This window comes from Erwinia sp. 009765445 (assembly GCF_058137865.1).
Genome location: NZ_JBYUWC010000025.1, coordinates 15806 through 29924 on the forward strand (window position 1 = coordinate 15806; position 14119 = coordinate 29924).

General features: G+C 56.1%; 12 protein-coding genes and 1 riboswitch. Of the genes, 8 read left to right on the plus strand and 4 right to left on the minus strand.

The genetic code is table 11. From position 1 onward, the window contains the following. Positions 1-21 precede the first annotated feature (21 nt). Positions 22-738 carry a UTRA domain-containing protein gene (locus tag AC3Y5R_RS21750; RefSeq protein WP_489923063.1) on the minus strand — a complete coding sequence of 239 codons (717 nt, stop codon included), beginning with the start codon at positions 736-738 and terminating at the stop codon, positions 22-24. A gap of 207 nt (positions 739-945) precedes the next feature. Here AC3Y5R_RS21750 and AC3Y5R_RS21755 point away from each other — a divergent pair, with 207 nt between their 5' ends. The 6 genes from AC3Y5R_RS21755 (at position 946) to AC3Y5R_RS21780 (ending at position 7241) form a co-directional block, all read left to right on the plus strand. Then, positions 946-2001: an ABC transporter substrate-binding protein gene (locus AC3Y5R_RS21755; RefSeq protein WP_158781704.1), complete on the plus strand. Its 1056-nt coding sequence runs from the start codon at positions 946-948 to the stop codon at positions 1999-2001. A gap of 9 nt (positions 2002-2010) precedes the next feature. Next, entirely contained in the window at positions 2011-2823 is an 813-nt protein-coding gene (locus AC3Y5R_RS21760; RefSeq protein WP_489923064.1) for an alkaline phosphatase family protein, read from the plus strand. Further along, positions 2823-3662: an ABC transporter permease gene (locus AC3Y5R_RS21765; RefSeq protein ID WP_489923113.1), complete on the plus strand. Its 840-nt coding sequence runs from the start codon at positions 2823-2825 to the stop codon at positions 3660-3662. The genes AC3Y5R_RS21760 and AC3Y5R_RS21765 overlap by 1 nt, the downstream gene beginning before the upstream one ends. Positions 3663-3682: 20 nt before the next feature. Further along, a complete protein-coding gene (locus tag AC3Y5R_RS21770) occupies positions 3683-4468 on the plus strand; it encodes an ABC transporter permease (protein ID WP_489923065.1) in 786 nt (261 codons plus the stop codon). 2 nt (positions 4469-4470) lie between these two features. Beyond that, positions 4471-5466, plus strand: a complete 996-nt coding sequence (locus tag AC3Y5R_RS21775) for an ABC transporter ATP-binding protein (RefSeq protein ID WP_489923066.1) — start codon at positions 4471-4473, stop codon at positions 5464-5466. 149 nt (positions 5467-5615) lie between these two features. Continuing rightward, positions 5616-7241, plus strand: a complete 1626-nt coding sequence (locus tag AC3Y5R_RS21780; protein WP_158781700.1) for a Na/Pi cotransporter family protein — start codon at positions 5616-5618, stop codon at positions 7239-7241. A 39-nt stretch (positions 7242-7280) separates the two neighbouring features. Here the strand turns inward: AC3Y5R_RS21780 and panS are convergent, their stop codons facing one another. From panS to lysC, 3 genes are all read right to left on the minus strand, one after another. Further along, complete coding sequence (panS, locus tag AC3Y5R_RS21785; protein ID WP_158781699.1) at positions 7281-8201, minus strand: ketopantoate/pantoate/pantothenate transporter PanS; 921 nt, start codon at positions 8199-8201, stop codon at positions 7281-7283. A 203-nt stretch (positions 8202-8404) separates the two neighbouring features. Further along, complete coding sequence (gene aqpZ / locus AC3Y5R_RS21790) at positions 8405-9100, minus strand: aquaporin Z (protein WP_158785239.1); 696 nt, start codon at positions 9098-9100, stop codon at positions 8405-8407. Positions 9101-9348: 248 nt separating this feature from the next. Further along, positions 9349-10704, minus strand: a complete 1356-nt coding sequence (gene lysC / locus AC3Y5R_RS21795; RefSeq protein WP_489923067.1) for a lysine-sensitive aspartokinase 3 — start codon at positions 10702-10704, stop codon at positions 9349-9351. A 95-nt stretch (positions 10705-10799) separates the two neighbouring features. Next, positions 10800-11045, minus strand: a riboswitch (Lysine riboswitch). A gap of 472 nt (positions 11046-11517) precedes the next feature. Between lysC and pgi the strand changes: the two genes are divergently transcribed. Both pgi and yjbE read left to right on the plus strand, forming a co-directional pair. Then, positions 11518-13167, plus strand: a complete 1650-nt coding sequence (pgi, locus tag AC3Y5R_RS21800) for a glucose-6-phosphate isomerase (RefSeq protein WP_489923068.1) — start codon at positions 11518-11520, stop codon at positions 13165-13167. 633 nt (positions 13168-13800) lie between these two features. After that, positions 13801-14049, plus strand: a complete 249-nt coding sequence (gene yjbE, locus AC3Y5R_RS21805; protein ID WP_489923069.1) for an exopolysaccharide production protein YjbE — start codon at positions 13801-13803, stop codon at positions 14047-14049. Positions 14050-14119 lie beyond the last annotated feature (70 nt).

A 14119-nucleotide genomic window follows, 5' to 3' on the forward strand; every position in this document is an offset into this window, starting at 1 on the left:
TTTGTTCAACGAGTCCTGCCGTCAGCTCCGTCCCTCTCTGACCTCTACGGCAATATACAAAGCGTCATAGCGCCAGTACTCGTAGTCACAGTCGATAATACGGTCGTGCTGGTCCCGGTTGATGCGGGTAATGAACAAAGCCGGGCTGCCAGCCGCGACTTTTAAGGCCGGAGCAGCCAGCTTCGGCAGCGGAGTGGGCAGCATATTGAACCCCACGCGGCCATAGCGGATACCGTATTCCTCCTGGTAGAGATTGGTCAGCGAACGGGTGAGATCAAAGCTCAGCAGGTCAGGAAAATAGACCGGGTTGAGGTAATGCTCAACATACAGCACGGCACGATTATCAATCCGCCGCAGGCGGCAGATACGGTAAACGTCATCCCCTTCACGCATTTCCAGTTTCTCGGCCAGCTCCCGGCTGACCTTCACCGTCAGCGCGTTGAGCACTTCGGTCTGCGCGGTGCGCCCCTGCTGCTCTGCCATGGCGTGAAAGTGGCTGCGCAACAGCGGATCGTAAGCCAGCCGTGGTGGGGCGATAAACCAGCCACGACGCAGCTCACGATAAATCATCCCCTGAGACTCCAGCTGGCCCAGCGCCTCGCGTAGCGTAATGCGTGTCGTGGAGAACTGCTCACTGAGGCTGCGCTCGGAAGGCAGGCGACCGTTGGCAGCGAAATCGCCCGCGCGGATTCGCTCTCCCAGGGTCTGACAAATGACATCCACAGTTAATGCTTTCATCACATCAAAGCCTCAATTTGGTGCGAAGCTGCACAGAATTCGAACGACAGTGGCGCGTAAACCCCAAACCACTGCTATCAGAAATGTTGGACTAGTCCAGTACCCCGCTGGCCTGACATAAATCTGTCATATCGCCAGGCTAGATTGGCTCGGATCTTGCTGGACTAGTCCAGAAGGCCATTCAACTTATCATCCGGAGCAGCAGTTATGAAATCTTTGTTCGCATCTGTGTTAGCCAGTGCCATTTTCCTTGCCCTGCCGGGCGCGCATGCTGCCGACACGGCCGCTCTGGAAAAAGCGGCCAAAAGCGAAGGGCAAGTGAACAGCGTCGGCATGCCTGACAGCTGGGCTAACTGGAAAGAAACCTGGGCTGATATCACCAGTAAATACGGTATTCAGCATGGTGATACCGATATGTCTTCTGCTCAGGAACTGGCGAAATTTGCCGCTGAGAAGAGTAATGCCACGGCGGATATCGGTGACGTCGGCGCGGCCTTCGGCCCGGTAGCCGTGCAGAAAGGTCTGGCGCAACCTTACAAACCGAGTACCTGGGATCAGGTTCCGGCATGGGCGAAAGACAAAGACGGTAACTGGATGCTGGCCTATACAGGCACCATCGCGTTTATCGTCAATAAAGATCAGGTGAAAGACGTGCCGCACAGCTGGGCAGACCTGAAAAAAGGCAAATACGTGGTGACCATCGGTGACGTTGGCGTGGCGGCTCAGGCAGCGAACGGCGTGCTGGCGGCGGCTTACGCGATGGGTGGCAGCGAGAAAAACCTTAAGCCTGCGCTGAGCTTCTTCAGCGACCTGGCAAAGGAAGGCCGCCTGGGCGTGACCGATCCGGTGATTGCCAACATCGAGAAGGGTGAAATCCAGGTTGCCGTGGTCTGGGACTTCAACGGCCTGAACTACCGCGATCAGATCGATAAGAGCAAATTTGAAGTGGTGATCCCCTCTGACGGCAGTATCACGTCAGGCTATACCACCATTATCAACAAATACGCCAAACATCCGAACGCCGCCAAACTGGCCCGTGAATATATTTTCTCTGATGCCGGTCAGATCAACCTTGCCCGCGGTTATGCCCGTCCGATCCGTGCTGAGCATCTGACGCTGCCTGCGGACGTTCAGGCCAAGCTGCTGCCGAACTCTGAGTATAAAAATGCTCATCCGATTGCCGATCCGGAAGCCTGGGACAAAGCCTCTAAAATGCTGCCTCGTCTGTGGCAGGAAAACGTTATCGTGAATATGAAACAATAAGGATTCGGCATGAAAACAATTCTGGTAGTGCTGGACGGCCTGAGTTATGAGGTGGCGCAACATGCGATGGGCTATTTGCAGGCAGAGTGCGCCCAGGGGAACGGGCAGCTCTACCAGATGACGTGTGAGCTGCCCTCGCTCTCACGTCCGTTGTACGAGTGCATTCTCACCGGCATCACGCCGGTGAAAAGCGGAATTATCCACAACGGGGTCAGCCGTCTGAGCAAAGAGCGCAGTATTTTCCACTATGCGCGCGATGCCGGGCTGACCACGGCGGCAGCGGCCTATCACTGGGTGAGCGAGTTATATAACAGCTCGCCGTGGCAGGCCGCCCGCGATCGCCACACTGAAGACGCAGCCCTGCCGATTCAGTACGGCCACTTTTACTACGACGACGGCTATCCGGATTCTCACCTGTTTGAGGATGCCGAGAGCCTGCGTCTGCGTTACAACCCGGACTTCCTGCTGATCCACCCGATGAACATCGACGATGCGGGCCATAAATTCGGCCTCTCCACGCCGCAGTATCGCAACCGTGCCCGCATAGCCGATGGCTACCTGTCGCACTGGATGCCTCAATGGCTGGCCGAAGGGTATCAGGTAGTGGTCACTGCCGATCACGGCATGAATGATGACCGCAGCCACGGCGGTACTCTGCCGGAAGAAACTCAGGTGCCGCTGTTTGTCTTTGGCGAAGCATTCTCACTGCAAAACGATGCGGCACCGCTGCAGACCGATCTTTGTGGCACACTGTGCGAGCTCCTCGGCGTCGATCACGACAAGCCGGTTTGTCCGGCGCTGCTCAGACAGGAGATGGCGTGATGAGGGGCAAAGGAATAGCGCTGCTGTGCCTGCTGCCTTTTGTGGTGTTCTATCTCGCTTTTCAAATCGCCCCGCTGGTGTGGATTGCGATCAACAGCTTCTACAGCGAAATGAACGAGGCGTGGGGCTGGGGCAACTACAGCGATATCCTCACCTCGACGTTTTATCAGCAGGCGATCCGCTTCTCGCTGGATATCTCATTCTGGTCCAGTGTTTACGGCCTGATTATCGCCTTACTGGGGGGCTACTCGCTGCATCAGCTGGGTGGCGGCAAACTCCACCGCTTCTTTATGTCCTTCACCAACATGACCAGCAACTTTGCCGGGGTACCTCTGGCGTTTGCCTTTGTGATCCTGCTGGGGCTGAACGGCTGCCTGACGCTGTTGATGCGTAAATACCAGCTGATGGAGACCTTCAGGCTCTATTCCACTGACGGGCTGATTGTGGTTTACACCTGGTTCCAGATCCCGCTCGGCATTCTGCTGCTCTATCCGGCGTTTGACGGGCTGAAAAAGGACTGGCAAGAGTCGGCAGCGCTGCTGGGAGCCAGCCGCTGGCGCTACTGGTGGCATATTGGCTTGCCCATTCTGACGCCTGCGCTGCTCGGAACTTTCGTCATCCTGCTGGCGAATGCGCTGGGGGCTTACGCCACGATTTATGCCCTGACCACCGGCAACTTCAATGTGATCCCGGTGCGGATTGCGGCGCTGGTGTCGGGGGATATTTCGCTCGATCCAAATATGGGCAGTGCACTGGCGATGCTGCTGGTGATCCTGATGTCGGCGATCACCGTGGTCCATCAGTGGCTGGTTCGTCGCAGCTACCAGAACGCGCGCTAACCCAGAAGGAGACTGTGACGATGTCGCGAAGTGAATATATTTACCATCGGGTGATTGTCTGGCTGGTGTTCCTGATCCTGGCGCTGCCGCTGCTGGCGACGCTGCTGTATGCGTTGGCTACCGAATGGGGCGCCACTATCCTGCCGGAAGGCTTCACGCTGAAGTGGATGACACAGCTGTGGAGCGACCCGCGCTTCCTGATAGCGTTGTGGCATTCCCTGCTGATTTGCTTCGGAGCGCTGCTGTTTTCGCTGGCGCTGGTCTTGCCGACCATGTTTGTGATCGCTTACTACTTCCCGAAACTGGATGCGGTGATGAACGTGCTGATCCTGCTGCCGTTTGCCGTGCCGCCGGTAGTTTCTTCGGTGGGGCTGCTGCAGCTCTATTCCGCGCCGCCGCTGATGCTGACGGGCACGCCGTGGATCCTTATCGGCTGCTACTTCACTATCGCGTTGCCGTTTATCTATCGCGCTATCTCCAACAATATGCAGGCGATCAATATGCGTGAGTTGATCGATGCCGCGCATCTGCTGGGTGCCAGCACCTGGCAGGCCGCGCTGCTGGTGGTGCTGCCTAACCTGCGTAAAGGGGCGTTTATTGCAGTACTGCTCTCGTTCTCGTTCCTGATCGGTGAGTTTGTGTTTGCTAACATGCTGGTCGGCACCAGCTATGAAACGCTGCAGGTTTATCTTTACAACGTGCGCAATGCCAGCGGTCATTTCAGCAGTGCGCTGGTTGTCTCCTATTTCTTTGTTGTCCTGCTGGTGACCTGGCTGGCAAACGTCCTGAACCGCGAGAGAGGCTGAAGATGTCTTCCTACCTGAATGTCACCCGACTGAATAAAAGCTATGGCCCGACGACAATTTTCCAGGATATCGACTTCAGCGCCAGCGAAGGGGAATTTGTCACGCTGCTGGGGCCGAGCGGCTGCGGAAAATCCACGCTGCTGCGCTGCCTGGCCGGGCTGACTTCGGTCGACAGCGGGCAGATTTTGCTACAGGGGCAGGACATTGTGCCGCTGACTCCGCAGAAGCGCTCGATTGGCATGGTATTCCAGAGCTACGCGCTGTTCCCAAACATGACCGTGGAGCGCAACGTGGCCTTTGGCCTGAAAATGCAGAAGCTTAATGTTGCTGAGATTCAGCGCCGCGTCGGGGAAGTGCTGGAGCTGGTGGAGTTGAACGACTACGCAAAACGCTATCCGCATCAGCTCTCCGGCGGGCAGTGTCAGCGTGTGGCGCTGGCCCGTTCGCTGGTTACCCAGCCTCGTTTGCTGCTGCTGGATGAGCCGTTGTCCGCGCTCGACGCCCGCATTCGTCGCCACCTGCGTGACCAGATCCGGCGTATTCAGAAAGAGCTGAACCTGACCACGCTGTTCGTGACGCACGATCAGGAAGAGGCGCTGACCCTTTCCGACCGTATCGTGCTGATGAACAAAGGGAAAATTGTACAGAACGGTAACGCAGAATCGCTGTATACCCAACCGGCAGACCTGTTTGCCGCCGGGTTTATCGGGAATTACAACTTGCTGACGGCGGAGCAGGCATCCCGTCTGACCGGTGAAAGCTACAGCGGTCAGGTGGCGCTGCGTCCTGAGTCGGTGCAGTTCTGCTCGCCACAACAGGGGATCCCGGCGGAAATCCTCAGCCACAGCTTGCTGGGTAACGTTATCCGCTACCGCGTGAAAGCCCGGGATGTGGAGCTGTGGGTGGATGTCCTTAACCGCTCGCCGGACGATCTGCACCCGGAAGGCTACCAGGTTGGCCTGCAGCTGGATAAGCTGACCCTGCGTGAGGTGGCCTGATCCCGCCGCGTTCAGGCTTTAACAGACCAGATCAACTATCACGCTGATTAAAAAGATTTTTTCAGCGTATCAGCTAAACTTAACGTACTCATCAGGACGAGTTCCCGTCCTGAATCCGTTACTTTTGCAAAGCTGTGAGGTCGATATCGGTGCTAACCCTGCTTAACCTTCTTTCTGCCGTGGCGCTGCTGGTCTGGGGAACGCATATCGTGCGTACCGGCATTATGCGCGTGTACGGCGCTGATTTACGGCGCGTGCTCAGCCGCAGTGTCTCCAAAAAACCGATGGCCTTTATCTCCGGCATTGGTGTAACCGCACTGGTGCAGAGCAGCAATGCCACCACGCTGCTGGTCACTTCTTTTGTCGCTCAGGATCTGGTGGGGCTGACGCCCGCGCTGGTGATTATCCTGGGCGCCGATGTGGGTACGGCGCTGATGGCGCGTATTCTGACGTTCGATCTCTCCTGGCTTTCGCCGCTGTTTATCTTCTTTGGCGTGGTGTTCTTCCTTGGCCGCAAGCAGACCCGTGCCGGGCAGCTGGGCCGGGCCAGCATAGGTCTGGGGCTGATCCTGCTGGCGCTGCAGCTGATTGTGGCCGCCGCAACGCCAATTACCCAGGCGGCGGGAGTGAAAGTGCTGTTCTCCTCGCTGACCGGCGATGTGATGCTGGATGCGCTGATTGGCGCAGTGTTCGCTATCATCAGCTACTCCAGCCTGGCCGCAGTGCTGATCACCGCCACGCTGACCGCCACTGGGGTGATCTCTTTCAAGGTGGCGCTGTGTCTGGTAATAGGCGCAAACCTGGGTAGCGGGCTGCTGGCAATGCTGAACAACAGCGCCTCGAACGCCGCCGGAAAGCGGGTGGCGCTTGGCAGCCTGCTGTTCAAATTTATCGGCTCGCTGATCGTGCTGCCCTTTATCGATCCGCTGGCCGCACTGTTGCATAAATTGCCGGTCAACGATGAAGAACTGGTGATTTTCTTCCACGTTTTCTACAACCTGATCCGCTGCCTGACGATGGTGCCTTTTGCCGGGGCAATGGCGCGGCTGTGTGAGCGTCTGATTCGCGTCGAGCCGGAAACCGATTTGCGGCTTAAACCACGGCATCTGGATGCCAGTGCGCTGGATACCCCGGCGCTGGCGCTGGCCAATGCCTCGCGGGAGACGCTGCGCATGGGCGATGTACTGGAGCAGATGCTGGTGACTTTCAGCAAGGTAGTGCATGGGGAGTTGCGCGAAGACCGTGAGATCCGCAGACTGGATGACGACGTGGACGTGTTGTACACAGCCATCAAGCTCTACCTGGCGCAGATGCCGAAAGAAGACCTGCCGGAAGAGGATTCGCGGCGTTGGGCCGAAATCATCGAGATGGCGCTGAACCTGGAAATGGCAGGTGATATTCTGGAGCGGATGAGTGGCGACGTGGCGGATAAATCGCTGGCGGCCCGGCGGGCATTTTCCGTTGAGGGTATGGGCGAACTGGATGCATTGCTGGAGCAGCTTACCGCCAATCTGCGCCTCAGCCTGTCGGTGTTTTTATCACGCGATATTACCAGCGCCAAACGCCTGCGCCGCTCCAAGCATCGTTTTCGCATCACCAACCGCCGCTATTCGCATAAGCATGTGGACCGCCTGCATCAGCATAACGTCCAGAGCATTGAGACCAGTTCGCTGCACCTCGGTCTGCTGGGGGATATGAAGCGCCTGAACTCGTTATTTTGTGCGGTGGCCTACAGCGTGCTGGAACAGCCGGATGACGAACGTGACGAGGAGTGATAACCGTTCCCCCGCAGCAGGCAGGGGAGCGTGCAGAAGTTACTTCTTCTTATCGACAGGCTTGCCGGACCAGTAACCCGCCAGAAGGGAGCCGGAAAGGTTATGCCAGACGGAGAACAGGGCACCTGGCAGGGCCGCCAGCGGGGAAAAGTACAGTTTACCCAGCGTGGCCGCCAGGCCGGAGTTCTGCATGCCCACTTCCAGCGCCAGCGTACGGCAGGTTGATTCATCAAAGCCAAACAGCTTGCCGCCCCAGTAGCCGCCAAGCAGGCCAATGGCGTTGTGCAGGATCACTGCCGCAATCACCATCAGGCCGACCGAGCCGATAAAGCCCTGACTGCCTGCCACCACCGCGCTGATGATCAGCAGAATGCAGACCATGGAAAATGCAGGCAGATAAGGCTCCACGCGCTTCACCAGGCCATTCATGGTGTGGTGCACGATCAGGCCGATACCAATGGGGACTACCACGATTTTCACGATGCTGAGCAGCATGCCTACCACGTCGACCTGAATATGGGTATCGACATACAGTTTAGTCAGCAGTGGCGTGGCGAAAACGCCGACCAGCGCAGAAACGGAAGAGATGGTCACTGACAGAGCGACATCGCCTTTCGCCAGATAGATCATCACGTTTGAGGCGGTGCCACTGGCCACGCTGCCCACCAGGATCATTCCGGCGGCCAGGTCTGGCGGCATATGGAATAGCTTAGCCAGTCCCCAGGCGGCCAGCGGCATTACCAGATAGTGCAGGAACGTCCCGGCCAGCACCGGTGCGGGGCGGGTCAGCACCCGTTTGAAATCATTAATGTTCAGCGTTACGCCCATGCCAAACATAATCAGCATTAGCAGATAAGTGACCCACGGGCCGATGCCCAGGAAGGTGGTGGGGGAGTAATAAGCGGCGACAGAGAGCAGGACTGCCCATAACGGAAACAGTCGGGTAACGGTGGCGAGCATAGCCAGACTTCCTTTTTATATGTTGTATTTATACCACTTTAAAGTGGGTATTTTTCAGAGCAGGTTTTGCCATAGGTGATTCGCTTTGCCCGGAACAGGGGAAAAGTGAACGCCGAATCATAGCATTAAAACGGAAAGGGGAAAGAAGGGGAAAAGAGAGGAAGGCGGGGTAATTGTGATCCACCCGCCAGCAAAGCAGAAAATTACTCTTTGGTTTCCAGCAGGCCGCGATAAATCAGGCCACCGATAACACCACCCACAATCGGCATTACCCAGAACAGCCACAGCTGATCAATGGCCCAGCCCCCCTGGAAAATCGCCACGGCGGTGCTGCGAGCCGGGTTAACAGAGGTATTGGTTACCGGGATGCTGATCAGGTGGATCAGCGTCAGCGCCAGACCAATCGCAATCGGGGCGAAGCCAGCCGGAGCGCGTTTATCGGTCGCACCGTGGATGATCACCAGGAAGACAGCGGTCAGTACCACTTCAATCACCATGGCGGAAAGCATCGAGAAACCACCCGGGGAGTGTTCGCCGTAGCCATTGGAAGCGAAGCCGCTGGCCGCCGCATCAAAACCAGCATGACCGCTGGCAATCACGTACAACACGCCAGCAGCAGCCAGACCCCCGATCACCTGAGCCACAATATAGCCAGGGATCTGAGCGGCAGGGAAACGGCCGCCAGCCCACAGGCCCAGCGTTACCGCCGGGTTAAAATGGCCGCCGGAAATGTGTCCGACGGCGTAAGCCATGGTCAGTACGGTCAGACCAAATGCCAGCGCCACCCCGGCAAACCCAATACCCAGGCCCGGAAACCCTGCAGCCAGTACCGCGCTGCCACAACCACCGAACACCAGTACAAATGTCCCTAAAAATTCAGCCACAAATTTTTTCATCATAACCTCAAAGTTTTTATTGTTGATCAGCGGGATTATCAATATTAGCGACAGTATTTCAATTCATTAATTTGAGATTAATGCGGTAAAAATACCACTAATGTTAATTCAGATCAATTCGATGTTAATAAGTCGGAAGTTATTAAAAAGATTGGACTTGTTTCTGGCAGAGCAGAATGGATGCAGCTAAGGCAGGATAATCGCGGCGTAAAATAACCGGGCCAGGCCCGGTCAGATAACTTCATTTCTTTTTATTCGAACAGGTTATGGTGCAATGCCTGCACTACCCGTTCAGCGTCATTGCCCGGCACCAGGAAGCACAGGTTATAGCTGCTGGCACCGTAGCAAATCAGGCGCAGGTTGAAAGGTTCCAGCACGCCGAACACTTCTTTGCCCACGCCACAGGCCTGGGACAGATTATTCCCAATTATGGCCACCAGCGCCAGATTCTCTTCCACTTCAACACGGCACAGGGAAGAAAGCTCGGTAAGCAGGGCCTGGGTCAGCAGACTTTCACCGGTGGTGGAAGAGCCGGTGGTGTCCAGAGTCAGGGCCACGCTGACTTCTGAGGTGGTAATCAGATCCACGGAAATACTGTGGCGCGCCAGAATGTTGAACAGCTCAGCCAGGAAGCCGCGTGCGTGCAGCATATTCAGACTGTGCAGTGTCAGCAGAGTTTGCTTGCGGCGCAGGGCCAGCGCCCGGAACAGCGGTGGATTCTGCGTCTGGTTGCAGACCCGGGTGCCGCCTGCAGCAGGATCCCTGCTGGAGCCGACGAAGACCGGAATATCGCGGCGAACCGCTGGCAGCAGCGTGGCCGGGTGCAGCACTTTTGCCCCGAAGGTCGCCATTTCGGCCGCTTCTTCGAAGGTGATTTCATCAATGCGCTTGGCCGCTGGCACCACACGCGGATCGGTGGTGTAGATCCCCGCCACGTCGGTCCAGATGTCGATGCGGCTGGCGTGCAGCGCCTCACCAAGCAGGGCGGCGGTGTAGTCGCTTCCGCCACGGCCCAGCGTGGTGGTGCGGCCTTTTGCCTCACTGCCGATAAAGCCCTGGGTCACGATCAGGGCTTCCTGCAGACGCGGAGCCAGCTGGGACTGTGACAGCTCAGCCAGCAGCTCCACGTCAGGCTCTGCGCGGCCAAAGCGGTCGCTGGTGCGCATCACTTTACGCACATCAAACCACTCTGACGCCACCTGACGCTGACGCAGGATCTCCACAAACAGCAGGCTGGACATCAGTTCACCGTGGCTGACCAGCTCGTCTGTCAGGGCGGTTGAGGTGGCCAGTGCTGCCGCTTCCGACAGCATGGTGATGTTTTCCAGCATGCGATCGACTTCTTCACGGATCACTTCCGGCTTGTCGAGCTGGTCGACAATGGCGTACTGAATACGGCGGATTTCATCCAACAGGTAAGCGCGCTGTTCCTGTTCCTGACCATCAGCCAGGGAAACCAGCAGGTTGGTAACGCCCGCGGAGGCAGAAAGCACCACCAGACGGACATTCGGATCGGACAGCACCACGTCGGCGCTGCGATTCATCGCGGTAAAGTCGGCAACACTGGTGCCGCCAAATTTCGCCACGATCAATGAAGATTGGGACATGTCTTGACATACCTCGTGTCAGGTTAGATTCCATCAGCCTTGGCACAAGGGAAGAGCAGAAACGGGGCAGACGTAGAAAAGGGGATTACTACGAGTCACCCAGAAGCGCCCCACCTTGTATACCCGACCCGCTGTGGCAGCTGTGCGGCCGCAACGCAGTGAATCTGAGTATGGATCGTTCGACTGCGAACGATCCTGGTGACAACCCAGAGGATTCAGCCCCTGCGGTCGATGCGCCCCACTCCGCGTGATTTGCACCTCGGCGTCGCTCCCCCTGATGTGTTTTCACCGGATTCGGTTCCTCCAACACACTGCCTGGGCGACGCGCCTCTTCTGGCTTGCGCATCAAGATGCGCAACTAGCGGACTACAAATATCCGGTTATGGCTTTGCTGTCAATCACTGCCGTTTGAGGAATTCTCATTTTACCCTGGTGCTGTCAGCGGGGGCCAGCCCTGACGCGCCGCCGTATACCTTTTATTGCAGGAACCGGGAAAAGGCACCGGCAATCAAATTTGCCGGGACGGTAAGGCTTACAGTCACTTATCCCGCCTTAACGATTCACCCTACAAAGGCTGAAAGAGGGAGGATGCGACGATAAAATTTTTCCTTTCGACAGCAGGATAGTCATACTGAAACGCTGAGCGGGCATCATCCCCGTCGCCTGAATTATAAATAGCCCCGGACACAGGAGAGGTCTGCGCCTCCCGTGATAGTTGTAACCTGTTGCAGGAAAAGGGGAGCTGACGGCTCGTAACAGGTAACATGGCGTCCGGTCTGATTTCCGGTTCTTAAATAACAAGAGTGTGTTGCTATGAAAAATATCAATCCGACACAAACCGCTGCCTGGCAGGCGCTTCAGCAGCATTTTGAAGAGATGAAAGAGGTCGAGATCGCCGATCTGTTTGCCAAAGACGGCAACCGTTTTGCGACCTTCTCTGCCACCTTTGATGACCTTATGCTGGTGGACTTCTCTAAAAACCGCATCACCAGTGAAACCCTCAGCAAGCTGCAGGCTCTGGCCAAAGAGACCGACCTGCAGGGTGCCATCAAGTCGATGTTCTCCGGCGAAAAAATTAACCGTACCGAAGATCGTGCCGTGCTGCACGTTGCCCTGCGTAACCGCAGCAACACCCCGATTGTGGTGGATGGCAAAGACGTGATGCCGGAAGTGAACGCGGTGCTGGAGAAGATGAAATCTTTCTCTGAGCGTATCATCAGCGGCGAGTGGAAAGGCTACACCGGCAAACCGATCACGGATGTAGTGAACATCGGTATCGGCGGTTCCGACCTGGGGCCATTTATGGTCACCGAGGCACTGCGTCCGTATAAGAACCACCTGAACATGCATTTCGTGTCTAACGTTGACGGCACGCACATTGCTGAAACGGTGAAAGATCTCAGCCCGGAAACCACGCTGTTCCTGGTCGCTTCCAAAACCTTCACCACGCAGGAAACCATGACCAACGCCCACAGCGCGCGTGACTGGTTCCTGAAGGCTGCGGGTGATGAGAAGCACGTGGCGAAGCACTTTGCGGCTCTTTCCACCAACGGTAAAGCCGTGGGCGAGTTTGGTATTGATACCGCCAACATGTTCGAATTCTGGGACTGGGTCGGCGGCCGTTATTCCCTGTGGTCAGCGATTGGTTTGTCGATCATCCTGTCAGTTGGTTTCGACAACTTCGAGAAACTGCTGAGCGGCGCGCATGCCATGGACAAGCACTTCTCCACCACGCCTGCTGAGAAAAACCTGCCGGTGATCCTGGCGCTGATCGGCATCTGGTATAACAATTTCTTTGGTGCTGAAACCGAAGCCATCCTGCCTTACGATCAGTACATGCACCGCTTTGCTGCCTATTTCCAACAGGGCAACATGGAATCCAACGGCAAGTATGTTGACCGTAACGGCACTCCGGTGACTTACGAAACCGGCCCGATTATCTGGGGCGAGCCAGGCACCAATGGGCAGCATGCGTTTTATCAGCTGATCCATCAGGGCACCAAAATGGTCCCTTGTGACTTTATCGCGCCTGCCGTCAGCCACAACAAGCTGGGTGACCATCACGCGAAATTGCTGTCGAACTTCTTCGCGCAGACTGAAGCGCTGGCGTTCGGTAAATCACGTGAAGTGGTAGAGAAAGAGTTTACCGATGCCGGCAAAGACGCGAAGTCTGTTGAGCATATCGTTCCGTTCAAAGTGTTCGAAGGTAACCGTCCAACCAACTCCATCCTGCTGCGCGACATTACGCCGTTCAGCCTGGGTGCGCTGATTGCGCTGTATGAACACAAAATCTTCACTCAGGGCGCAATCCTCAATATCTTCACCTTCGACCAGTGGGGCGTTGAGCTGGGCAAACAGCTGGCAAACCGCATCCTGCCGGAACTGACCGGCAGCGAGCAGGTCAGCAGCCACGACAGCTCCACCAACGGTCTGATTAACCGTTATAAAAACTGGCGTGGCTGATCTCTTTAGCTGACAGTTTCAGGGCCGGTTGCGCAAGCTCCGGCCCTTTATTTTGCCCGTAGCCTCCGTCACAGGTCCGCCTTTATCTTTTTTTGGTCCTGGTTGACAGGTTGGCGACTCCCTGTCCCGCCGCCTGTGTCGGGGGCTGCAGAGGAAAGTCATTACAACCTCCCCCGTCATTACCTCCAAAATTTGATCAACTCAGCCCGTCATGGCTAAGGAAAATCTTAAAACCGTTGATTGTTGAGGCTTTTACGCCAAGATAATTCTGAAAACCTTAGCTGGCTTTTTTGCAGGCAAAGGCGGGGGGGGGGGCAATTAACTATTTGATAAATATGATTTTAAATCAGTCTGGTTTGATGATCGCGCCATTTCGTGTTAATCCCCGCCGTTAAAGCAGATTACCAGTTAATGGCACTAAAATGGCTTCATATCACAGTTATTAATGCCAGCAACCTGAACTAATGGATTAAATACTGCCTGAACCTGCCAAATGGCGTTTATTTTAAACAGCCAAAATCCCCTGTAAGCCACGCCGTATCAGCCCTCAATTCTGTTAATTTATTGCCTTATACTGAACGTGCCTGAAACCCTTCAGGTTGGGTATCCATTCATTTAATGAAGGGAAATGATATGAAAAAAGCCTTATGTGCTGCTGCAGCCATCGCTTATCTGGCCACAGCTTCAGCCGCGTTCGCCGCACCTGAAGAAGCCGGTGAGGCTGCGGGTGCAACTGCGGGAACGCTCTCCGCAGGAACCACCACGGCTGTGGGTATTGGTGCGCTTGGCGCACTGGTTGGCGTAGCGCTGGCAGCAAGCAGCGGTGGTAACGGGTCTAACACCGGCACCACGACGACGACCACCACGGCGACCACTCGCTAAGTTCGGTAAATTAATCATAACCACACGGCTGTGTGGTTATTTTTTGACATTGTCAGACTTTGTTCAGGGA

Coding starts and splice junctions, on each gene's coding strand:
- AC3Y5R_RS21750 (WP_489923063.1), bottom strand. CDS start 738: ATGAAAGCATTAACTGTGGATGTCATTTGTCAGACCCTGGGAGAGCGA.
- AC3Y5R_RS21755 (WP_158781704.1), top strand. CDS start 946: ATGAAATCTTTGTTCGCATCTGTGTTAGCCAGTGCCATTTTCCTTGCC.
- AC3Y5R_RS21760 (WP_489923064.1), top strand. CDS start 2,011: ATGAAAACAATTCTGGTAGTGCTGGACGGCCTGAGTTATGAGGTGGCG.
- AC3Y5R_RS21765 (WP_489923113.1), top strand. CDS start 2,823: ATGAGGGGCAAAGGAATAGCGCTGCTGTGCCTGCTGCCTTTTGTGGTG.
- AC3Y5R_RS21770 (WP_489923065.1), top strand. CDS start 3,683: ATGTCGCGAAGTGAATATATTTACCATCGGGTGATTGTCTGGCTGGTG.
- AC3Y5R_RS21775 (WP_489923066.1), top strand. CDS start 4,471: ATGTCTTCCTACCTGAATGTCACCCGACTGAATAAAAGCTATGGCCCG.
- panS (WP_158781699.1), bottom strand. CDS start 8,201: ATGCTCGCCACCGTTACCCGACTGTTTCCGTTATGGGCAGTCCTGCTC.
- aqpZ (WP_158785239.1), bottom strand. CDS start 9,100: ATGATGAAAAAATTTGTGGCTGAATTTTTAGGGACATTTGTACTGGTG.
- lysC (WP_489923067.1), bottom strand. CDS start 10,704: ATGTCCCAATCTTCATTGATCGTGGCGAAATTTGGCGGCACCAGTGTT.
- pgi (WP_489923068.1), top strand. CDS start 11,518: ATGAAAAATATCAATCCGACACAAACCGCTGCCTGGCAGGCGCTTCAG.
- yjbE (WP_489923069.1), top strand. CDS start 13,801: ATGAAAAAAGCCTTATGTGCTGCTGCAGCCATCGCTTATCTGGCCACA.